The organism is Bradyrhizobium sp. BWC-3-1, from assembly GCF_032917965.1.
Classification (GTDB): Bacteria; Pseudomonadota; Alphaproteobacteria; order Rhizobiales; family Xanthobacteraceae; genus Bradyrhizobium; species Bradyrhizobium canariense_D.
In genome coordinates, this window is sequence record NZ_CP136625.1 from 2,173,889 (window position 1) to 2,196,568 (window position 22,680).

The window sequence follows — 22,680 nt, forward strand, 5'->3', positions numbered from 1 at the left end:
GACGTGGGAGTGGCGGCGGCTCGCGTAGTCTGCCGATGATGCCATCATGCCAGTGTTTTGCCCGACGGGGCAAGCATTTTCGGCAAAGCGAAATTAGATTTCGGCAAAGACGAAATTTTCTCCAGTCTTTTCAACCTCATCTCTACTGTGCATGGGGTTGTTTTCGCGTTTTTTTGTTGAGGCCCCTTACCCGCCGCGAAGTCAAGGAACTCCTGTTGCCTGCCGCGGGTTCTATCCCCGTCATCCCGGCACCTCGCCGGGGCAGATGAAGGGGTAAAATTCCTGCATGCAGTGGAGCCTGCTCCGACCGGTCGGCCTTGTCCCCGCGGCGCTTGTCCTCACCACCGTTGCGGCCAGCGCCGAGGGCGGCAAATCGGCCGGTCCCTCGGAATTCCTGCTGCTGGCCCAGATCGTGCTGTTGATCGCGGTCGGCCGCGGTCTCGGCGAGATCATGCAGCGCCTCGGCCAGCCCTCGGTGATCGGCGAATTGCTCGCCGGCATCCTGCTCGGTCCCTCGCTGTTCGGTTGGGTCTGGCCTGACGCACAGCAGGCAATCTTCCCCAAAACGCCCGAGCAGAAAGCGATGATCGACGGCATCGCGCAGTTCGGCATCCTGCTGCTGTTGCTGCTGACCGGCATGGAGACCGACCTCAAGCTGGTCAGGAAGGTCGGCAAGGCCGCGATCGCGATCTCGATTGCCGGCATCCTCGTGCCCTTTGCCTGCGGTTTTGCGCTCGGCGAATTCCTGCCAGATGCGCTGTTGCCGAATCCGCAAGCCCGCCTGGTTGCGTCGCTGTTCATGGGCACGGCGCTGTCAATCTCCTCGGTGAAGATCGTCGCGGTGGTTGTGCGCGAGATGAACTTCATGCGCCGCAATGTCGGCCAGATCATCGTCGCCACCGCCGTCATCGACGACACCATCGGCTGGATCATCATCGCCGTCATCTTCAGCCTCGCCTCGCACGGCGCGCTGGATATCGCCTCGGTGGCGAAAGCTGTGCTGGGCACGCTGGCCTTCCTCGCGATTAGCTTCACCATCGGCCGCCGCATCGTGTTCCAGCTCATTCGATGGGCCAACGACAATCTCGTCAGCACCGCCCCGGTCATCACGGTGATCCTGCTGCTGATGTGCGCGATGGCGCTGGTCACGCATCTGATCGGCGTCCACACCGTGCTCGGTGCCTTCGTCGCCGGCATTCTGGTCGGGGAGTCCCCGATCCTAACGCGGCAGATCGACGAGCGGCTGCGCGGGCTGATCTCGAGCTTCTTCATGCCGGTGTTCTTCGGTTTGGCCGGCCTGAGCGCCGACCTCACGGTGCTGCGCGATCCCCATCTGCTGATGCTCACCGGCCTGCTGGTCGTGATCGCCAGCGTCGGCAAGTTCGGCGGCGCCTTCGTCGGCGGAACCGTGGGCGGGCTGAACACAAGGGAGTCGCTGGCCCTCGCAAGCGGGATGAACGCGCGCGGCTCGACCGAGGTGATCATCGCCACCATCGGTCTTTCGATCGGCGTGCTCAGCCAGAACCTGTTCACGATGATTGTGACCATGGCGATCGTGACCACGATGGCGATGCCGCCGATGCTGCGCGCCGCGCTGGCAAAGCTGCCGATGAACAAGGACGAGCAAGAGCGCCTGGAGCGGGAAGAATTCGAGAAGCGCGGCTTCGTCGCCAATCTCGAACGCCCCTTGCTCGCCGTGGACGAGAGCGTGAACGCCACCTTCGCTGCCCACATCGCCGGCCTGATCGCCGGCATGCGCGGCTTGCCAATCACCGTGCTGCACATCGGCAAGCGCGCCAAGGATCAGGAGAAGGGCCGCGATGAAGAGGAAAGCGCGGAAACCGTGGTGAAGAAGGCCGCCGAGATCGTATCGGCCCATGGCGATGGCGATGTCGGCAGCGTCGACGTCGTCACCCGGGCAAGGCGTGCGGAGCTCGGCGAGTCCATCGCCGACGAAGCGCGCAAGGGCTTCGATCTTCTGGTCATCGGCGTCGACAAGGTTGCTGCCGCCAAGGATCGCTTCGATCGGAGGATCGAGGACATCGCAGCGAAGTTCGAGGGACCGCTCGCGGTCGTGGCGGCCAAGGGCAAGCACCTGAAGCAGCCGACGCCCGAGGCGCTCAACATCCTCGTTCCGGTCTCCGGCAGCGGCGTCTCCAAGCGCGGCGCCGAGGTCGCGGTCGCGCTGGCGCAGGCGGGATCAGGCTCGCTCCGGGTGATCTATGTCGCGACGACGCGCGACAAGGGCGCGCAGCGCGGCGCCTCGCGTGGTCTGAACCAGGAGGCCGGCATCCTGAAGGACGCCAGCGATCTCGCCGCCCGTTACGAGGTCGACATCACCACGACCTTGCGCGCGAACCGGGCGCCTGAAGCGGCGATCCTGCGCGAGATCGAGACCACCGCCGTCGATCTCGTGGTGATGGGCGTCGATCGCATCCAGGCCGATCACCTCTCCTTCGGCGGCGTCGCCGACGCCGTGCTCAGGCAAGCGAAGGTCTCGGTGCTCCTGGTCTCGAGCGGCGAGGCGCGTCCGACGTCCACGGAGAAAGCCTAGGACTTCACTTCGGCCACTGCCACCGCCTTCGGCGTCTTCTTCGACGCACGCCAGTTCTCGAAGCGCTGCACCACCACGAAGAACGCCGGCACGAACAGCACCGCGAGGCAGGTCGAGGCCAGCATGCCCGAGAACACCGTGATGCCGATCGACTTGCGCGCGCTGGCACCGGCGCCGGTCGCGATCACCAGCGGCACCACGCCGAGGATGAAGGCGAACGACGTCATCAGGATCGGGCGGAAGCGGGCGCGCGCAGCTTCGACCGCGGATTCCAGCACCGGCTTGCCATCGCGGCCGTGCAGCTCGAGCCCGACCTCGACGATCAGGATGGCGTTCTTGGCCGACAGCGCGATCAGCAGGATCAGGCCGATCTGGCAATAGAGGTTGTTGTCGATCTTCAATGCGTTGAGGGTCAGCATCGGGCCGAGCAACGACAGCGGCACCGCCAGGATTACCGAGATCGGCGCATACCAGCTCTCGTATTGGCCGGCGAGCACGAGATAGACCAGCAGCATGGCGAGCCCGAACACCCAGTAGATCTGGTTGGAGACGGCCTTCTCCTGATAGGACATCGCGGTCCATTCGAAGCCGGTGCCCGGCGGCAGCGTCTTGCCCGCGATCTCCTCCATCAGCTTCAGCGACTGGCCAGAGGAGTAGCCCTGCGCCGGCAGGCCGATCACGGTCGACGATGGATAGAGATTGTAGAGGCTGATCAGCGACGGGCCGGTGGCGGGCGTGATCGTGGCAACCGTGCCGATCGGGATCATGTCGCCGTTCGAGTTGCGCACCATCATGTTGGCGATGTCGCGCTCGGTGACGCGGAAGGCGGGATCGGCCTGGGTGTAGACCTGGAACACGCGGCCGAACTTGTTGAACTGGTTGACATAGGACGAGCCGAGATAGGTCGAGAGCGCCGCGAACACCTGGTCCGTCGTCACGTGCAGCGTCTGGGTCTTGATGCGGTCGATCTCGACGTTGAATTGCGGCACGGAGGAGCGGAACGAGGATTGGACGCGCTGCAGCGCGCTCTGGCTCTGGCCATTGCTGACCATCGCGCCCGTGATGGCCTGGAGCTTGGCGAAATCGCTGTTGCCGTCGCGCAGCTCGACCTGCATCGAGAAGCCGGCCGCGTTGCCGATGCCCTGGATCGGCGGCGGCGGCAGCACCAGCGTGCGCGCTTCCATGATGGCCGCGAGCTTGTCGTTCAGCCCGTAGACCAGTGAGCGCAGATCCTCGCCGGGGCCTTTGCGCGCGTCCCAATCTTTCAGGATAATGTAGGCGACGCCGGCATTGGCAAGGCTGGCGCTGTTGTCCAGCGCGGAGATGCCGGCGATGGTGATGACTTGCTGGACTCCGGGCGTGTCCTTGATCAGCTCGCTCGCTCTGTCGAGCACCTTCTGGGTCCGTTCCAGCGCGGCACCGTCAGGCAGTTGCACGGCAGCGATCAGATAGCCCTGGTCCTCGATCGGCAGGAAGCCGGTCGGCACCCGGGACAGGCCGTAGCCGCCGATCCCGATCAGCACCAGCGCGAGCGCGACAGAGATCGTGCTGTTCCTGCACAGCACGCCGATCAGTCGGGTGTAGCCGCGCTCGACGCGGTTGTAGACCGCGTTGAAGCCGCGATAGAAGAAGTTGCGCTGCTCCGGCGGCACCGTCGGCCGCAGCCAGAGAGCGCATTGCGTCGGCTTCAGCGTCGCCGCGTTGATGGCGGACAGAAGCGCGGTCGCCGCGATCACCAGCGCAAATTGCGAATAGATGCGGCCGGTGAGCCCGGCGAGGAACGACGCTGGCAAAAACACCGAGATCAACACCAGCGTGATGCCGACGATCGGCGCGAACAGCTGGTCCATCGCCTTGATCGCGGCGTCATGGCCGTTCATGCCCTGCTCGATGTTGTGGGCCGCGCCTTCCACCACGACGATGGCATCGTCGACGACGATGCCGATCGCTAGCACGATCGCGAACAGCGTCGACATGTTGATGGTGAAGCCGAGCGCGGCCATGGCGGCGAAGGCGCCGATGATGGTCACCGGCACAGTGGTCGCCGGCACCAGCATCGCGCGCCAGTCCTGCAGGAACACCAGGATCACGACCAGCACCAGCAGGCCGGCCTCGATCAGCGTCATGTAGACCTCGTGCACCGAGGCCTGCACGAATTTGGTGGTGTCGAACGGCGTATCGTACTTCATGCCCTGCGGGAAGGCCTTTGCGAGCTGCGCCATCTTCTTCTCGACGGCCTGCTCGACCTGGAGTGCGTTGGCGCCGGGTGACTGGAACACGCCGATGCCGGTGGCAGGCTGCTTGTTGAGCGAGAAGATCTGGCTGTAGGTCTGCGCGCCCAATTCGACCCAGCCGACGTCGCGCACCCGCGTGACGTCGCCGCTGGTGCCTGATTTGACAATGATGTTCTCGAACTCGGTGGTATCGTCGAGCCTGCCGTTGACGTTGAGGGTGTACTGGAACGCCTGACCCCGCGGCGTCGGCGGTGCGCCGACCTGGCCGGCGGAGACCTGCTGGCTCTGCTGCTGGATCGCCTGGATCACGTCCTGCGGCACCAGGCCCCGGACCTGCAGCTTGTTCGGATCGAGCCACACCCGCATCGAATATTGGCCGGCGCCGAACACGGTGACGTTGCCGACGCCGGGCAGGCGCGAGAGTTCGTCGCGGAGGTTGATGGTGGCGTAGTTGCTCAAATAAAGGCTGTCGAACGTCTTGTCGGGCGAGGTCAGCGTCACGAACAGCAGGATCGACGTCGACCGCTTCTGTACGGTGACGCCCTGGTTCTGCACCGACTGGGGCAATTGCGACAGCGCGCTGGAGACGCGGTTCTGCACCAGCACTTGCGCGAAGTTCAGGTCGGTGCCGATCTTGAAGGTCACGGTCAGCGTATAGGTGCCGTCGGAGCCGCTGTAGGACTGCATGTAGAGCATGTCCTCGACGCCGTTGACCTGTTGTTCGATCGGCAAGGCAACTGTGTCGATCACGGTCTTGGCGCTGGCGCCGGGATAGCGTGTGGTGACCTGCACCGTCGGCGGCACCACGTCGGGATATTGCGCGATCGCGAGGTTGAACAGCGCGACGCCGCCGATCAGGATCATCAGCAGCGCGATGACGTTCGAGAGGACCGGCCGCTCGATGAAGAATTTTGAGATCATGGCCGGCGCTCCTACTTGCAGATCTTACTTGGCAGACGCCTGCGGCTGCTCGATCTTCGTCACCTGCGGGTCGATCTTCTGGCCCGGAATCACCCGCAGCAGTCCCGCGGTCACCACGCGGTCCTCCGGCTTCAAGCCGCTTTCGATCACGCGCAAGCCGTTGTCCACGGGACCGATCTGCACCTTGCGCTGCTCGACAACGTTGTCGCCATTGACGACGAGGAGATAGCGGCCGCCCTGATCGCTGCCGAGCGCGGTGTCGGGCACGAGCAGGGCGTCCTTCTCCTGAGTGAAGGGCACGCGAACGCGGACGAAATAGCCGGGCAGCAGCACCCGCTTGTCGTTGGGGACAAGGCCCCGCACTGCGAGCGTGCCCGTCGACTGGGTGAGGGTCGGGGCGACATAGTCAAGATTGCCCTCATGCGGATAACCGGCCTCGGTCTGCAAACCGACTTGAATCGGAAATTGCTTCATGTCTGCGGCGGTGAGCCCGCGGCGGGCGGCCTCGGCACGGATGCGCAGCACGTCCTGCTCGTTGACGGTGAAATTCACATAGATCGGGTCCATCGCGACGATGGACGCGAGTTGAGTTGGAGAGGAGACGCCGACGAGTTCGCCGACCGAGACCATGTGAGCGCTGACGATGCCGTCGAAAGGCGCGGTCACGTTGGTGTAGCCGTAGTTGACCTGGGCGAGCTTGGTGTTGGCCTCGGCCTGCTGGAGATTGGCCTGCGCGTTATCGCGCGTCGATGTCGAAGTGTCGAGCGTGGCCTGCGAGACGGCCTGGCGCTGCACCAGCTCAGCCTGCCGTTTGTAGTCGGCTTCCGCCTGCCGGACTGAGGCCTGCGCGCCGGCCTCGGCCGCCCGCGCCTGGTCGAGCTTGAGCTTGTAGGTCTCGGGCTCGATCGTGAACAGCTGGGTGCCCTGCTTGACGAAGGCGCCGTCCTGGTAGTCGATCGATTGCAGGAATCCCTGCACGCGCGCGACGAGATCGACATTCTTGATCGGCGCGGTGTTGCCGGTGGCCTCGACATAACGGGTCACCGGGCGCTGCACGGGCGCGGCGACGTCCACCTTGGGCGGCGGCGGAGCGACGAAACTGTTCTTGTCCTCGCAGCCGGCGAGCGCGGCCACGGCCATCGCGGCGGCCAGTGCCTGCCCGACATGTCTCCACGCTTCGTTGCGCCGTGCGGGAGATGCGGGATTCGCGCAGGTCATTCGGTGGCCCCCGGTTGCTGTCTGTCGAGGCGGGAGGCTACCAACAAATGCCCGGACGTGGAACACCATAGCCATGGCAGTCGTCGGCCTTGCGCTGCGGACCGCGCTGTGGCCTTTGGCAGTTTTGCCATCACAAACCGCTTTTTATCGCGCACCCGATCGACCAGAATTATGTCACAGGCCGAGCGACGGCGCGCGAAGCGGTCGGGACGAACAAGAGAAGAATACAAGAAGAAAAGGTCGGGAGATCATGACATGCCCACGTCGGTCCTTAAGTCGGTCCTTGCCGGCCTCATTCTCGCCGCGGCGGTCGTCATGCCCGCGCTAGGCGATGGACTTAAGGACGAGATCGCACCGACCGGCAAGCTGCGGGTCGCGATCGCGATCAGCCTGGCTGGCGGCGCGTTCTGGTCCACCAAGACCGGAGACGGCTATGCCGGCGTGCCGGTCGATCTCGGCAGGGAGATGGCCGGGCAACTCGGCGTGCCCGTTGAATATGTCGTGTACCAGAATTCAGGGCAGATCACTGACGCGGCATCGAACGGCAACTGGGACGTCACCTGGTTGCCCAAAGATCCTGAGCGCGAGAGCAGGATGATGTTCGGCCCGATCTACGAGGTCGCGGACGCCACCTACATCGTCAAATCAGGCTCGAACGTCACCAATTTCGCCACGCTCGATCAGGTGGGCATCAAGGTCGCGGCCGTGAACGCCACGACCACGATGCGCGGCGCGGCCGCGCATCTGAAGAATGCGAAGGTCACGGGCTATCAGACCTATGACGAGATCTTCGGCCTCCTCAGCAGCGGCCAGATCGATGCGTTTGCGCTGTCGCGCGACCAGCTCAACAAGATGGCGCAGAAGATCCCGGGCACGCGCGTGCTCGACGAGACCTTCAAGAAGACCGTCACGGCGGTCGCTGTGCCGCTCGGCCACCCCCAAGCGCTGACCTTCGTCACCAAATTCATGAACGAGGCGGTGACGAATGGCACCTTGCGCAAGGCCTATGACAGCAATGGCCTGAAGGACGCGCCGATCCGCACCGAATAGGATGGCGGCGCAGGATGACTGCGCCGCGCTCCGGCCCTACGGCTCCGCGGTGCGGATGCCCGCGGGGCTCACTTGCATCTTGAGCGTGGATGTCTTGTTCAGCGCGTTGCCATCGAACGAGAAGGCGATCAGCTCGTTTTCGACCATGCACTGGGCCACGACATATTTGGAGTCCTTGGACCACACCATGCCCTGGCACCAATGGCCGATCTTCGCTTCCGTCACCGGCGTAAGGTCAGTGCCCGAAATCTTGTAGACCTTGAGCAGGCCGAAATCGTTGAAGAACGGCGACGCCGACGGCTTGTTCGAACCGTTCATGACGGTCACGGCCACGTAGTTGCCGTCCGGGGACATCTTCACGGCTTCCGGCGTCTGCCCGACGGTGACTGTCGTGACGACGCGGATCGGTTTCGCCGTCATGTCGATCAGGCTGATCGAGTCGTTGTCGCCGCTGCTGGCGCCGACATTGCCGACGATGGCGGCGGCGCTGCCGGTGAGATCGATGTCGTAGGGGCGGATGCCCGCGGAGAGATCGCGCTTGGCGTACTCGACCTTGCTCCCGTCCACAGTCAGAAGCGAGATCTTGCTGTCTCCGTCGCGCGTGACCAGCGCGGTCGCGCCGTCATGGGAAAAGACCGCGTGGCTGGGGCCTGATTTGGCGTCGCCGAGCTGGATCTTGCCGACGGGCGCAAGCGTGCCCCCGCTGATGGTGAAGACCGAGACCGTTCCTTCGCTGCGGTTCGCAACCAGCGCCAGCGTGCCCGCGCGGTTGATCGAAACGCCGGCAGCGCCCGCGCCGGCTTGCAAGGTCGCCAGTACTTTGGGCGGCGTGGATTTCAGGTCGATGACCGAAAGCTTGTCGTCGGGCACCGTCTTGGTCGGATCCGCGGGATCGAGCTTCATCGCGCCGGTGACGAGGGCGAACGCGCCATCCGGCGCAATTGCCACGCTCGGCGGCGGTCCGACGACGCTGGCCGGGGCGGGCACCTCGCCTAGAAGTTTCAAGGCACCGTCGGTGAAGTCGATGACGCTCACCGTGTCCGGCAGTGGTTGCTTGCGCACCACGGCGCTGCCGTTCTCGAGCACCATCTTGCCGTCATTGGCCGTGACGACGATCTCGGCGTGCGCGGCGAAATTGGCGAGGCCCGCCAGGGATGTTGAGATCAAAGCACATGCGGCACGGCGCGTGCGCTTGCGAAGAGCGGCTGTCATATGTCCCCCCGAGATTTGTTCTTGTCCGGAGAAGCTAAATGCACCGGGCGCAGGACGCAATGACCAGGTGGCGAGCGTTTGCCTTTGAAGACGCCGACGGACGGCTACAAGGCGGGAGCTAGCCTCTCAGTCGCGTGCCACGCGGCGAGGCCCCTCAGCGTGGCTTGATCTCCGCGTATTTCGCCATCGCCTTCTCGAACTTCCGCTTGAACAGCCACATCGCGCCAAGGATTTCCCGGAAGCTTGCCGAGGTGCGCGCCCGGTCGGCCTGTCCGAATGCGAAGATGCTGTTGTTGCGCAGGTGCTTCATGATCGTCGGACTGGACACCCTGTAGTTCAGGAGATCGCCGGACTTGAGCGCCGCCCGCGTCGGCGTGGGAACGATCTGGATCAGCTCGAACAGCTTCATTTGGTCGATCGGGTCGGGCAGCGTCTTCACGATTCCTGGGATCTCCCGGAAAATATCCGCATGCGCGTTCATCAGGCCGTCGCGCACGTTGGTCCAGTGATTGAAGCGATGATCGGTGCCGCGGGCCCGCGCCTCCTCCTTGTCGTCGCGCGCGCTCAACCCGGGATCGGCGGCCGCGATCTCGCCCTTGATGGCGTCCCATTTCCTATGGCCGTTGCGGTCCTCGGACGGGCCGGTCTGGAAGCTGCCCATATAGGTGTTCGAGCGCCCGTTGCGGACGTTCTGCTTGCCGTTGGTCTCGGCGAAGAACAGCCCCAGACTGATCCGGCCCGCGGCTTCGGCGTGGTCAGGCGCCAACCCCTTGGCGCGTGCGATCGCGACCGCGAGATCCACCACGTCCTTGAACGGTGTCGCCGAGTTCTGCGCGCCGGCCGGCGGCGCTTCCATGATCTCGAACAGCTTTGAGTATTCGTCCACCAGCGGTTCGATGTCGGCATCGAAATAGGCCGGCGGGATCTCGAACTTGTTGGGCCTGCCGGTCCGCGACGGCATGACGTCGGTGAGATCCTTGTAAGCACTGATCACGGCGACGCGTGCCAGATAGAGCGCCTGGCCCGGCAGGTTCGGCAGCGGCTGTTTGGCGTCGATCTGGCGGCGCCGCTCGGAGAGAATCGCTTTGAAATCGCCGAGCGCACGCTCGTAGGTCGCAACCGCCTCCGATTGCCTGGCCGTGAGCGTTTGCGCCAGGCTCGGGACGAAGGTCGCAAGGATCAGCCCAAGCGCCGTTATGACTGCGGCGGCGCGATGTCGTGCTCTCATGGCCGGTTCCCTGGGCCTGTCGATTCGATGGCCAAGGGGATCGTAAGCATCGGAGGCGAGGGCTGGCGAGCGGCAAATTCCACTCGGCCCGAATTCGCGGCCTCACGCCGCTTGGTAATCCGGCGCGGAGGCGAGAAATCGCGCATAGGCGTCCGCGTCCGGCGGCCGGAAGTGGCCCGCGAGCCCGCCGCGCTTCTGCTCCTTGGCGCCGATGTCGGCCATCAGCTCGTCGAAGTGACGGTAGTGATAGGGCGCGACGCAGAGGCCGCCATAGACGCCCGCAGCCGGCCGTTCGACCCGCTTGAAGTGCAGCATCATCTCGATGTTGTCGCGCATCTGTTGCGCGGTCGGCTGGCGTGCGAGCTGTCCGTCGGCGTAACGGACCAGCCAGTTGGCGGCGAGGTCGGCGCAGAGCACGGTGCAGAACGAGGAGTTGAAACCGACGAAACCGAGCTCCGGCAGGTCGGGATTGGCGATCAGGCGATAGAGCCGGTACTGCCCATCCGCATCGACCAGCTTTGCCTGGTACGCGGCGGGCAGGAATGGCACGCCGAGCTTGTAGCCGATCGCGAGCACCGCGACATCGGCCGCCACGCGCTCGCCGCCGCTCATCACGATGGTGTCACCGTCGTAATGATCGAAGCTGCCGAACACGGCCTTGATGCGGCCGTCGGCCACCATCGGATGGAAGCCGGGTGTTGCGATCGGCACCGAGCAGTTGACTCCGTCCTCGATCCGCTCCTTCGGCACCATGTTGCATTGCTTCAGCTTGAGCTGCGCCTTCAACAGGCTTTCCAGCCCGCGCCAGTTTGCCCAGACGAACGGTGCTGCGATGCGATGCGCAAGGCGCGACATCGCGCCGATGCCCCAGCCCGGAAACATCTCCTCCTGCGCACGGATGTAGAGGATGCGCTTGAAGTTCACGAGACCGCCGATGAAATAAGGAATGCGCCAGACCGGCTCGCGCATCACGATCGTCACCTCACGCGCGCCCGCTTTCACGGCGTTCACCGCGATGTCGGTTGCCGATTTCGATCCGCCGAGCACGACGACGCGCCGTCCTTTCACCACTTGAGGATCGTTGTATTTCGATGAATGCAGGATCTGCCCGCCCTGTGCTAGAAAGCCGTCTTCGCCGGGGCAGTGCAGCTCCCGCGGCTCGTTGAACTGTCCGGTGCAGACCGCGACGAAGTCGAAATCCTCAGCTGTGCTGGCGCCGCTCTTGTCCGAGAGCGCGAGCGTCCAGCCTGGTCTGCCGTCGGCGCGTCGCGCCATGCCCGACACGCTGGTGTTGAAACGCAGCATACGGTCGAGGCCAAAAATTCGTGCGTAGTCGGCGAGGTAGGCGTGGACTTGCGATCCGGTCGGCCATTCCGGATAGGCTTCGGGCATGGCGCGGTCGGTGTAGCGGTAGAGCTCCTTCGGGCTCTGGGTCTGCACCTCCGGATAGGAGCGCGCCGGCTCCCAGACGCCGCCGAGATCGGCGCTGCGTTCAATGATGGTGACCCGGTGACCGCGGGTCGAGAACGCCTTTGCGGCGGCAAGGCCGGAGACGCCGGCGCCGATCACGCAGACATGCTTTGGGTTGACCATGGGATTGCTCGCGAGCTCGAATGTTCTGGGCACAGCAGGCCGCGTTCGGCCGCGCTGCGCGGCCGCTGGACCTGCGAGGAAACAGAAATGGGAGTGGGGCGGCCGCCTAGTCGTTGGCTTCAGGCGGCAGGAAGTCGACCTCGTGCAGGGCCGAGATGCGCACGACCTCGGCGGGGTCGGCCAGATTGTGGAGCTGGTTGAACAGCGCCTCCAGCTTCTGCATCGGCGAGACCCAGAACAGCGCGCGGGCCGGCTTGTCGGACTTGTTGAAATAGCCGTGCGGGATGCCGCGCGGCAGGCGCACGAGATCGCCGGCGTTGGCCTTGACCCATTTGCCGTCGAGCTTGAGGTCGAGCGTGCCCTCCTGCACCAGGATGAATTCGTCCTGGGTCGGATGGATGTGCACTGGCACGAACTGGCCCGGCTCGCTGTTGGTCTCGAAGGCAAAGGTGGAATCGGTGACGGCCTTGGGAAAATAGACCTGGCCCAGAATATTCCAGGTCTTGCCGCCATAGCCCGTGCCGTTCGCGGTAATGCCCTTCTCGAGTGCAGTCATGGCTCGCCTCCATCGTGGATCCCGACGAGGGTGGAGCTTCGGTCAGGCGCGGGCTGCTGTCTATCCGCTAAACGAATCCGGACACGTCCTGTGCCGTGCGGCACGACGTTTTTGCGACAGGGCTCTTTCCGGGGACGGGGAACTATTATAGGTTTAAAATATTCCGTGATGCCAAGCGTGGTCGGCGATGTCCGCAGCCGAGCTGGAAATGAGCACGCCTCGATCCGCGGCCGAAAGGCTCGCGGCTTTCGCCCGCGTCACCACCGACGACGCCGACGAGGCGGCCGAGCAGGTCGGGCGCATCTTCTGCCCGCATGATCTGACGCCGATGCGGAGGTCGGGCTTCTCGGCCAGGCACAATTGTGCCGCCTTCGACGGCTTTTCCATCAACTATGTCGCCTATGGCGGATCCGTCACCATCGATCCCGGCTGCCTCGACCGCTTCTTCCTGGTGCAGATCCCGCTCGCCGGCACGGCCCGTATCCGCGCAGGTACCCGCGAACTCGACACAGCGCCGGAACGGACGGCGTCGCTGTTGTCGCCGACCATCCCGACCCGGATGATCTGGACCGAGTCGGCGCAAGCGATCCTGCTGCTCGACCGCCGCATGGTTGAGCAGCGCGCAGCGGCATTGTCGGGCAGGGCGACCCGCGCGGTCGAGTTCGACCCTACGCTCGACCTGAACGCGCCGGCCGCGCGCGGCCTCGCGGCGAAGCTCGTCGAGCTGATGATGCTCGCCGAAGGTCTCGGACCGTCCGGCAGGCTTTCACCGGTCGCGACCGCGGGCTGGCGCGAGGCGCTGCTTCATTACCTCCTCGACGGCCAGCGGCACGGCCTGTCCGACGCGATCAGAACGTTCTCGGGCCAGGGCGAGCGTCTGCCGCGCGCGCTGCACACTGCGCGGGACTGCCTCGCGGCGAATGCCTGCGACCCGCTCGACCTTGCGCACCTCGCCTGTGAGTCCGGGATCGGCATCCGCGCGCTACAGCTCGGTTTCCGCCGTCATTTCGGCGTGTCGATCTCGCAGATGCTGCTCGACATGCGCCTCGCCAATCTCCACACCCGGCTCACGCAAGCCGAGCTGGACACTTCGATCACCGAGATCGCCTTCGATCTCGGCTTCACCCATCTCGGCCGCATGGCCGGCGCCTATCGCGAAAAATTCGGCGAGACGCCGTCAGCGACGCTGCGGCGGAAGATGAGCTGATGCGCCGGCGGCTTCCCGATGTCGGTTGGGGAGCGCGCGGCGCGAAGATGCGGCATCATTTGAACATCGTCGCCTGAGTAACATCGCCCCAGCAATAACTGATCGTCGCAGTCTTTTAGCCTGTCGTTGATTGACCATTCAACCATGCCACCCGCGTTGGAATTCGCAGCGGATGGCCTAGGTCTTCCGCGACCTTGTCGCGCCATCGCGTTCAGCCGCCTGCCTGCGCAGAAAGCCTTCGAGATCGGCCTGCACGGAATAGGGCGTCGGGATCGGATCGCCCGCGTCGTCGACAGCGGTGTCGAGAGAGCGGCGCAGCATGCGCGCGAGCTCGGCCTTGCGGTAGGGCTTTGTCAGAAGCGGTGCGCCCTTGGTGGCGCGCCCCTGCGCATGCGGGGCGTCGTAGGCATAGCCCGACGTGAAGAGCACCCGCAGCGAGGGGCGCGATGCCACCATCTCGTCGGCGAGCTCTCGTCCGTTCAAGCTGCCGGCCATCACGATGTCGGTGAAAAGCAGGTCGAAGGGCGTGCCTTCGGCCGCGATGGCCAGTGCCTCGGCTGCATTGGCGGCCGGGATGACCTTGTAGCCGAGGCTTTCGAGCTGAACCGTGACGTACTGGCGGACGTCGCGGTCGTCCTCGACACAAAGAATGGTTTCCGTCCCGCCCACGACCTTGCGCTCGTCATAGCTGGTGGGGCGAAGCGTGCTCGCCTCCGCCTTCGGCAGATAGATCGTGAAAGTCGTGCCGCGTCCTTCTTCGGAAGCGACCTTGATTCCGCCACCGGACTGCTTGATGAATCCGAACACCATGCTGAGCCCGAGCCCGGTGCCCTTCCCGACGTCCTTGGTCGAGAAGAAGGGATCGAAGATCCGCTCCAGAATGGCCGGCGGAATGCCAGTTCCGGTATCGCCTATCTCGATCTCGACATAGTCGCCGGCATAGCCGGCCCCGACCGCCACGGCCTCGCGGACGCCGAACACGACGTTGCGCGTCGTCAACGTCAGTCTGCCGCCGTCCAGCATCGCGTCGCGGGCGTTGATCGCGAGGTTGAGAAGCGCCGAGCTCAATTGGCCGCGATCGACGAGGGCGAGCCAAATGTTGCCGTCGAGCCGGGTCACGATCTCGATCTTCTTGTCGAAGGTTGCCAGCAGCAGCTTTGCGAGCTCTTCGAGCAGCTCGTTGATGTCGCTCTCGGCCGGCTTGAGCGCCTGCTTGCGGGCAAAGGACAACAGGCTCGACGTCAGCGCGGCGCCGCGATCGGCGGCGTCGCTGATCAGCTTGGTGATGGTCGCGAGCGGCGGATTATCCTTCACGGCGTCGGCGAGGATCTCGATCGTGCCCGTGATCACGGTGAGCATGTTGTTGAATTCGTGCGCAATGCCGCCGGTGAGCTGACCGATCGCCTCCATCTTCTGGGCCTGGATCAGCTGCTCCTCGGCGGCGCGCTTCTGGGTGACATCCTTGACGAAATTGTTGATGAGGGTGCGCCCCCCGATGTGGAGCGCCGTGCTGGAGGCCTCGATCAGGATCTCGTCGCCGTCCCGGTGCAGCAGGGTCGCTTCGAACCGGATGCCGATCGGCGTATCCGACAATTCCGGCAGCAGCCGCATCATGCGTTGCCTGAAGCCGTCGCGCAGCGGCTCGGCGATGAGGAGATTGACGACGTCCGTGCCGAGCGCCTCCTTGCGCGTCCATCCCGTCAGGGCCTCGGCCTGAAGGCTCCATTCCAGCACGATGCCGTTCTGGTCGGTCTGAACGAAGGCATCGAGCGCGGTCTTGATGACCGCTTGCGTCATCTGTGCGCTGGCTCGCGCCTGCTCGGTCAGTAGCGCGGCGGCGCGTTTTTCCTGCGCCGTTTCGATCGCGCGCGTGCACAGACGAGCGATCAGGACCGCAATGGCGCCGCTTGCGAGCATGGCGACGATCTGGGCAATGCCGAACCCGGTTCCGGTCGCGGCATAGGAGACGAGGAGAGCCGCCGCGGTCACGATGACCTGCGCGGCCATCGCGAGTGTCAGAAGCCGCCTGAGTTTCATGGTCTCACACCAACGCGTCAGTGGCAGACCCTCGTGTCCGCCCTGTCAATGACCGGCTCCACGTGAGCTACAGATGTGAGCTACAGATTCCGCGCGGCAGCGTCGAGGGGCAATTTGCGGTGGTGCCGGGCTGGCGGCGCTTTCAACCTGCCGGCGAATCGGTCTGGCGCAGCGTCGTCACCCAGATCACGCGGGCCGTCTGCTGGGTCGGGTTGTCGAACATGTGCGGCACGATGCTCGGAAAGCGAAAGCTGTCGCCGGCGTCGAGCAGATGGGCCTGGTTGTCGAGCCACAGCCGCAGGCTGCCTGAGAGGATGTAGCCCGCCTTCTCGCCGGTGTGCTGCAGGAAGTCGGTGCCGGACGAGGCGCCGGGATTGAGCGTGAGCTCGTAGAGTTCGAGCTGGCCCTTGTCTGCCGGCGTCAGCGCTTCCTTGACGACGCCGCTGGCGGTGAGCCGCAGCAGGCGCCGGCTGTTCTTGCGGACGATGTAGCGCTGCACGTCGCCGGGATCGGTGGTCTCGAAGAAATAGGAGATGGGAACGTCGAGCGCGATGCTGAGCAGGCGCAACGTGCGTATCGACGGCATGGCACGCGCGCGTTCGAGCTGGCTGATCATGCCGTTAGAGAGGCCGGTCTTATTGGCGACGTCCTGGATCGACAGGCCCGCACGCTGCCGCAGCAGCCGCACGGTCTCGCCCAGGCGCTGGTCGACGGCATCGTCGGCCTCGGTCGCCGGGGCATCCTTCGGATCGTTGATCTCGCCGCGACCATCCATGTCGCTCTCCCGTGCATCATCTCAGCCCCGGACAACGACGGTCCGGAGCTTCAGTCGGAGTGAAAAGGTCGCGCATCCTAGCAATATGATTGACAGCTGTATTTAGTCGTGATGAACTTTTGATAGAAAAATTTAGAAGCACTAAAACCCACTCCTGTCCCTTTGCCGGGGTCTCGGGGCGCGGGAGACGGTGCCGCGTGCGACAACGGAGAGTGGTCATGGCGGACGACACCGGGAAGTTCGGCGTTGGGGCACTGCATCTCGGCAATCCGAATCGCCGTCAGATCTTTCAGCTCGGGGCGGGCGCCGCGGCGGGATGGACGCTATCGGGCAACGCATTTGCGCAGACAGAACGCCCGACCAATCCGCCGGACAAGCCGCGCGGGCAGGTGATCGCGGCGCTGTCGCAGGAGCCGACGGTCTTTCATCCCCTGATGCCGGGCATCGAAGTCGATCAGGGCATCTGGTGGCAGGTGTTCTCGCCGCTCTGGTTCATCGATCCCGACGGCAAGTTCGTTCCCGACCTCGCCCGCGAAGTCCCGACGGTCGAGAATGGCGGCCTCTCGGCCGACGGCCTGACCTGGAAGATCAAGCTCCGCAGCGACGTGAAATGGCACGACGGCACGCCGTTCACGGCCGAGGACGTGAAGTTCTCGCTTGAGCTGATCAACAACCCCGATTTTCGCGCGCGCAGCCGCGTCGGCCATAGTCTCGTCAAGGACATCAAGATCGTCGCGCCCGACGAGATTCACTGGCGCATGGAAGCTCCCTATTCGCCCTATATGTCGATCTTGGGATCGCTGACCTTCATCGTGCCCAAGCACATCCTGGAGAAGGTGACCGATCCGAACGCCTCGCCGTTCCACAATGCGCCTGTCGGCACCGGACCGTTCCGCTGGGGCGAGCGCGTGCCGGGCGACCACATTCAGTTGAATGCCCATACCGGCTATCACGCCAAGGGACCCTACGTTGAGCGCGTGGTGTTCAAATACATTCCAGACCTGACCGTGCTCTACACCCAGTTCCGCACCGGCCAGGTCGATTACACCGGCCTGCAAGGCATTCTGCCGAACTTCGTGCAGGAAGCGAAGACGCTGAAGGGCCGCAAGATCTTCGTCTCATCCACGTCGTCGGTGGAGCACATCGCGCCCAATCTGGAGTTCGGCGCGTTGGCGGACCGCACGGTGCGCGAGGCGCTGTATCTCGCGATCAACAAGCAGGCGATCATCGACGCGCTGAACTACGGCTTGCCGACGCAGACCGAAAGCTTCGTGCCGCAACAGGCCTGGTCGTTCCAGCAGGGACTGCCGCAGCACAAATACGATCCGGCCAAGGCCAACACGCTGCTCGATGCGGCCGGTTGGGTCCGCGGCGCCGGCGGCGTGCGCGAGAAAGGCGGCGTCAAGCTCGAATTCACCAATTCAACGACGTCGGGCAATGCGGTGCGTGAGCAGACCCAGCAGCTGCTGATCCAGGACTGGCGCGCGATCGGTGCCGCGATGCGCGTCAACAACATGCCGGCCGCCGTGATCTGGGGCGACTTCTGGCAGCAATCGAAATTCAATTCGGTGATCGTGGGAGTGAATTTCATGCTCGGCAGCGACCCCGACGTGACGCCCCGCTTCGGCTCCGGCGCCATTCCTGCCAAAGGTGGCCGCGGCTACAACACCTATCAGTATCGCAACCCGGAGGCGGATCGGCTTCTCGCCGAAGGTGCCAAGCAGTTCGATGTGGCGCAGCGCAAGACGACCTATGGCGCTCTGCAAAAGCTCATCCGCGACGACCTCGCGATCCTGCCGCTGTTCCAAGGCTTCATCGCCGAAGGTGTGAAGGAAGGGCTGCAAGGCTTCCGTCCCAACATCAACATGTCGATCAACTGCTGGAACATTCGCGAATGGTATTGGGCCTGATGGTTCAGGCGCGCGAGATCGCCTGAGATGGCCCGTTACGTCGCCAATCGCCTGGCGCAGGCGATCATGCTGCTGGTGATCGTGTCCGCGATCGGCTTCGCCATCCTGCATCTGGCGCCCGGCGGTCCGCTCTCGCAATTCGCGGCGTCCGCGCAGATGACGCAGGAGGATCTCGACCGCGTCACGCGGCAGCTCGGCCTCGATCGTTCGCTGCCGATCCAGTATCTCGATTGGTTCGGCCGGATGCTGAGGGGCAATTGGGGCCGCTCGTATCGTGACGGCGAGGCGGTGCTGGCGGTGATCTCGTCGCATCTCGGCGCCACGCTGGAACTGATGGCGACTGCGACCATCATCGCGGTGCTGCTCGGCTGCTGGATTGGCGTACTCGGTGCGCTGCGCCGCTATTCGCTGTTCGATTCGCTCGCAACTGTCGGCGCCATGATCGGACTGTCGATCCCGACCTTCTGGTTCGGCCTCGTCACTATCTATGTGTTCTCGGTGAAGCTCGGCTGGCTGCCGGCCGGGAACCGGCAGACCGTCGGCGACGGCTCCCTGCTCGATCTGCTCCATCATCTCATTGCGCCGGCGCTGGTGCTGGCGCTGGTGGAGACCGCGATGTGGGGCCGCTTCATGCGCTCCTCGATGCTCGAAGTCATCAATCAGGACTACATTCGCACCGCGCGCGCCAAGGGCATGCCGGAATGGCGAATCCTTACGGTTCACGCCTTGCGGAACGCGTTGCTGCCGATGATCACGGTGGGCGGCCTTCAGTTTCCGACGCTGCTCGGTGGTGCGCTGGTCGCCGAGACCGTGTTCACCTGGCCCGGCATGGGCCGGCTGTTCCTCGATTCCATCGGATATCGCGACTATCCCGTGGTTATGGGCATTCTGATGTTCTCGGCGATCATGGTGCTGATTGGGTCGCTGCTGGCCGACATCCTCTATGCCGTCGTCGATCCGCGCATCCGGGTGGGCTAGGGATGACGACCGTAGACTTGTCCAGCGCTCAACCCGCACCCGGCCAGGCCGCGTGGCGGCGATTTCGTCGGCACCGGCTTGCGCTTGCAGGCGCGGTGATCATTCTCGCCCTTGTTCTCGGTTCGGCATTCGGCCCGTACCTCCTGCCGTTCGACGACACCTACATCGATATCATGAAGCGGTTCGCACCGCCGCTGTCGGGCGCGCACATCCTCGGCACCGACGAACTCGGCCGCGACGTGCTGGCGCGGCTGATGATGGGCGCGCGCGTCTCGCTGTCGATCGGCTTCGTCGCGATGGTGATGGCGATGGCGGTGGGCATCGTCGTCGGGGCCTTCGCCGGCTTCTATGGCGGCGTGGTCGGCGCGGTGCTGATGCGGCTCGTCGATGCCATGCTCTGCTTTCCGACCATCTTCCTGCTGCTTGCGCTCGCGGCGCTCATCGAGCCCGGCTTCATCACCACCACCGTGCTGATCGCGGCAACCGCCTGGATGTGGGTGGCCCGCGTCGTCGAGGCCCAGGTGCGCTCGCTGCGGGAGCGCGAGTTTGCGGTTGCTGCACTCGCGTTCGGCTCGTCGAATCTGCGGATCATGTTCCGCGAGCTCGTACCCAATGCGATCGCGCCGATCGTGGTGGCGGCGACGCTGAACGTGGCCAAGGCCATTCTGCTCGAATCCTATCTCAGCTATCTCGGTTACGGCATCCAACCGCCGGCCGCGAGCCTCGGCAACATGCTCAATAACGCGCAGATCTATCTCACCAGCGCGCCCTGGCTCGCGATTGCACCGGGCCTCGCCATCACGCTTGCGGTGACGAGCTTCAACTTCCTCGGCGACGGCCTGCGCGACGCGCTCGATCCGCGGATGAACATCCCATGATCTGCAAACTAGCGACGAGCCGAGCTGTCTCGATCGAACTGAATATCTGGAGTTTCCCATGTCCCCGCCGCTCACCCGCATAAACAGTGACGAGCGCCTGCCAGCGCAGGTGGATGTCGTCGTCATCGGCGGCGGCGTCATTGGCGTCTCCGCGGCCTATCATCTCGCAAAGAAGGGCCTCTCCGTCGCCTTGGTCGAGAAGGGCCATGTCGGCGGCGAGCAGTCGAGCCGCAATTGGGGCTGGTGCCGCCAGCAGGGCCGCGCGCGTGAGGAGATCCCGCTGGCCCGCGAGGCGCTGCGGCTGTGGGAAGACATGCAAAACGATGCCGGCGTCGATGCCGGCTTCCGCCGTACCGGCGTGCTGTTCCTGACCAAGAGCAAGGACGAGCTCGCCAGCTGGGAGCGATGGGCCGCAACGGCGCGCGAGATGCAGGTTCACTCGACCGTGCTGACGCCGGCGGAGGTCGCCGAGCGCCTGCCCGGCAATGCCGAGACATGGGTTGGCGGATTGCAAACGCCGAGCGACGGGCGCGCCGAGCCCTCAATGGCCGTGCCGGCGCTTGCGACCGCCGCGCGAAAGCACGGCGTCACGATTCATCAGGGCTGCGCCGCGCGTGGGTTGGAGACGCAAGGTGGACGGGTGAGCGCCGTCGTCACCGAGAAGGGCACCGTTCGCACGCAATCGGTGCTGCTGTCCGGCGGCGCCTGGTCGTCGCTATTCTGCCGTCGCCACGGCATCGAGCTGCCGATCGGCCTCGTCAATGCGACCGCGTGCCGGACCACGCCGGGGCCGGAGATCACCTCCGGTGCGCTCGGCACCGATTTCTATTGCATCCGCCGCCGCCTCGACGGCGGCTTTACCCTGGCGCTACGCAACCGCGGCACGGTCGAACTGTCGCCTGATCTGTTCCGGTACGCGCGAACTTTCTGGCCGACCTATCTGCATCGCAAGAACGGGTTGAAACTGTCGTTCGGCAAATCCTTCTTCGACCAGCTCATGCGCGGCACGAACTGGAGCTTGGACAAGCCGTCGCCATTCGAGACCGAGCGGGTGCGCGATCCCGCGCCTGACATGTCGCTGGTCAATGCCGCGCTGGCTTCGCTGATCAAGTCGAACCCTGAATTGAAGGACATCGAGATCGCGGAAGCCTGGGGCGGGACGATCGACTGCACGCCGGATACCATTCCGGTCATCTCGCCGGTCGATGCCATGCCTGGCTTCTTCCTTGCCACCGGCTTCTCCGGCCACGGCTTTGGCATCGGTCCTGCGGCCGGCAAGCTCGCGGCGGACATCGTGACGGGCGCGACGCCGCTGGTCGATCCCGCGGCCTACAGCCACAAGCGCCTGATCGACGGCCGCCGGCTCGCGCCGGTCAGCCCGTTCTGAGAGTTTTGGCGGCATGACGGTTCTCTACAAGGCCAACATGGTTCGGGGCGCTGAATGGGCGGGCTTCTTCGCCGAGCGCGCGCCCGATGTGCCATTCCGGCTCTGGCCCGACATCGGCGATCCCGCCGACATCCGCTATCTCGTGGCGTGGGTGCCGCCCGACGACATCGCGACGACTTTCCCAAATCTCGAGCTGGTCTTCTCGGTCGGTGCGGGTGTCGATCAGTTCGACGCGAAAAAACTTCCAGCGCACATTCCGCTCGTTCGCATGCTGGAGCCTGGCATCGCCGAGACCATGGTCGAATACGTCACCATGGCGGTGCTCGCCCTGCATCGCGATCTCCTGCACTTCATCGCCCAGCAGAAGGCGCAGGTCTGGCGCGAGATCCGGATCACGCCGGCGAAGCGGCGGCGCGTCGGCGTGATGGGTCTCGGCCAACTCGGCCAGGCCGTGCTCGAACGCCTCACGGCTTTCGACTTTCCACTACTCGGCTGGAACCGATCGATGCGCGAGATCGACGGCGTCACCTGTTATACGGGCATGGGGACGTTGCCGGATTTCCTTGCGCAGACCGACATTCTCGTCTGCCTGTTGCCTCTGACGGATGAGACCCGCGGCATCCTCAATGCGGACTTGTTCGCGCGCCTGCCGCGCGGCGCGTCGCTCGTCAACGTCGGGCGTGGCCCGCATCTGGTCGAAGCCGACTTTCTCGCGGCGCTCGACAGCGGCGCGTTGTCGGGTGCTGTCCTCGATGTCGCCGAGCCGGAGCCGCTGTCTGCGGGTCACCCTTTCTGGAGCCATCCGCGCATCCTGGTCACGCCGCACAATGCCAGCATGACGACGCCGGATACGGCGGTCGATTTCGTGCTGGATGTGATTTCGCGCCACCGCCGCGGTGAAGAATTGCCGGGGCGTGTCGATCGTAGTCGCGGCTATTAGGA

Annotated in this window: 16 protein-coding genes; 8 read left to right on the forward strand and 8 right to left on the reverse strand. The window is 64.7% G+C overall.

The window, feature by feature from the left end; all coding sequences use genetic code 11:
* The first annotated feature begins 286 nt into the window (after nucleotides 1-286).
* Nucleotides 287-2,554, forward strand: coding sequence for a cation:proton antiporter (locus RX329_RS10570; protein WP_317245842.1), 2,268 nt, complete (start codon nucleotides 287-289; stop codon nucleotides 2,552-2,554).
* On the opposite strand, the gene RX329_RS10575 is transcribed toward RX329_RS10570, so the two are convergent.
* Both RX329_RS10575 and RX329_RS10580 read right to left on the reverse strand, forming a co-directional pair.
* Nucleotides 2,551-5,709, reverse strand: coding sequence for a multidrug efflux RND transporter permease subunit (locus RX329_RS10575; RefSeq protein WP_317245843.1), 3,159 nt, complete (start codon nucleotides 5,707-5,709; stop codon nucleotides 2,551-2,553). The two genes, RX329_RS10570 and RX329_RS10575, sit on opposite strands and share 4 nt — an antisense overlap.
* A gap of 24 nt (nucleotides 5,710-5,733) precedes the next feature.
* Nucleotides 5,734-6,927, reverse strand: coding sequence for an efflux RND transporter periplasmic adaptor subunit (locus tag RX329_RS10580; RefSeq protein WP_317245844.1), 1,194 nt, complete (start codon nucleotides 6,925-6,927; stop codon nucleotides 5,734-5,736).
* A gap of 255 nt (nucleotides 6,928-7,182) precedes the next feature.
* Here RX329_RS10580 and RX329_RS10585 point away from each other — a divergent pair, with 255 nt between their 5' ends.
* The gene (locus RX329_RS10585; protein WP_018454093.1) at nucleotides 7,183-7,977 is read left to right on the forward strand and encodes an ABC transporter substrate-binding protein; all 795 of its coding nucleotides are present in this window, start codon (nucleotides 7,183-7,185) and stop codon (nucleotides 7,975-7,977) included.
* Between the two features lie 36 nt (nucleotides 7,978-8,013).
* Here the strand turns inward: RX329_RS10585 and RX329_RS10590 are convergent, their stop codons facing one another.
* The 4 genes from RX329_RS10590 to RX329_RS10605 form a co-directional block, all read right to left on the reverse strand.
* Nucleotides 8,014-9,189 (reverse strand): YncE family protein, encoded by a 1,176-nt coding sequence (locus tag RX329_RS10590; RefSeq protein WP_317245845.1) that lies wholly within the window; start codon nucleotides 9,187-9,189, stop codon nucleotides 8,014-8,016.
* Nucleotides 9,190-9,343: 154 nt separating this feature from the next.
* Entirely contained in the window at nucleotides 9,344-10,417 is a 1,074-nt protein-coding gene (locus RX329_RS10595) for a hypothetical protein (protein WP_085385345.1), read from the reverse strand.
* Nucleotides 10,418-10,519: 102 nt separating this feature from the next.
* Nucleotides 10,520-12,010, reverse strand: a complete 1,491-nt coding sequence (locus RX329_RS10600) for a flavin-containing monooxygenase (RefSeq protein WP_085351881.1) — start codon at nucleotides 12,008-12,010, stop codon at nucleotides 10,520-10,522.
* A gap of 106 nt (nucleotides 12,011-12,116) precedes the next feature.
* Nucleotides 12,117-12,566: a cupin domain-containing protein gene (locus RX329_RS10605; RefSeq protein WP_018454097.1), complete on the reverse strand. Its 450-nt coding sequence runs from the start codon at nucleotides 12,564-12,566 to the stop codon at nucleotides 12,117-12,119.
* Between the two features lie 187 nt (nucleotides 12,567-12,753).
* On the opposite strand from RX329_RS10605, the gene RX329_RS10610 reads away from it, so the two are divergent.
* Nucleotides 12,754-13,773 (forward strand): AraC family transcriptional regulator, encoded by a 1,020-nt coding sequence (locus RX329_RS10610; protein WP_317245846.1) that lies wholly within the window; start codon nucleotides 12,754-12,756, stop codon nucleotides 13,771-13,773.
* A gap of 177 nt (nucleotides 13,774-13,950) precedes the next feature.
* On the opposite strand, the gene RX329_RS10615 is transcribed toward RX329_RS10610, so the two are convergent.
* Together RX329_RS10615 and RX329_RS10620 are read right to left on the reverse strand one after the other, a co-directional pair.
* On the reverse strand, nucleotides 13,951-15,810 hold the full coding sequence (locus RX329_RS10615) for an ATP-binding protein (protein ID WP_317245847.1): 1,860 nt from the start codon (nucleotides 15,808-15,810) through the stop codon (nucleotides 13,951-13,953).
* A gap of 142 nt (nucleotides 15,811-15,952) precedes the next feature.
* Nucleotides 15,953-16,585, reverse strand: a complete 633-nt coding sequence (locus RX329_RS10620) for a cupin domain-containing protein (RefSeq protein WP_085385349.1) — start codon at nucleotides 16,583-16,585, stop codon at nucleotides 15,953-15,955.
* Nucleotides 16,586-16,803: 218 nt separating this feature from the next.
* Here RX329_RS10620 and RX329_RS10625 point away from each other — a divergent pair, with 218 nt between their 5' ends.
* The 5 genes from RX329_RS10625 to RX329_RS10645 are packed head-to-tail and all read left to right on the forward strand — an operon-like array spanning nucleotide 16,804 to nucleotide 22,678.
* A complete protein-coding gene (locus tag RX329_RS10625; RefSeq protein ID WP_317245848.1) occupies nucleotides 16,804-18,495 on the forward strand; it encodes a peptide ABC transporter substrate-binding protein in 1,692 nt (563 codons plus the stop codon).
* Nucleotides 18,496-18,522: 27 nt separating this feature from the next.
* Complete coding sequence (locus RX329_RS10630; protein ID WP_317245849.1) at nucleotides 18,523-19,473, forward strand: ABC transporter permease; 951 nt, start codon at nucleotides 18,523-18,525, stop codon at nucleotides 19,471-19,473.
* Nucleotides 19,474-19,475: 2 nt separating this feature from the next.
* Nucleotides 19,476-20,351, forward strand: a complete 876-nt coding sequence (locus tag RX329_RS10635) for an ABC transporter permease (protein WP_317245850.1) — start codon at nucleotides 19,476-19,478, stop codon at nucleotides 20,349-20,351.
* Nucleotides 20,352-20,409: 58 nt separating this feature from the next.
* The gene (locus RX329_RS10640; RefSeq protein WP_317245851.1) at nucleotides 20,410-21,738 is read left to right on the forward strand and encodes an FAD-binding oxidoreductase; all 1,329 of its coding nucleotides are present in this window, start codon (nucleotides 20,410-20,412) and stop codon (nucleotides 21,736-21,738) included.
* 13 nt (nucleotides 21,739-21,751) lie between these two features.
* A complete protein-coding gene (locus RX329_RS10645) occupies nucleotides 21,752-22,678 on the forward strand; it encodes a glyoxylate/hydroxypyruvate reductase A (protein ID WP_317245852.1) in 927 nt (308 codons plus the stop codon).
* The last annotated feature ends 2 nt before the right edge of the window (nucleotides 22,679-22,680 follow it).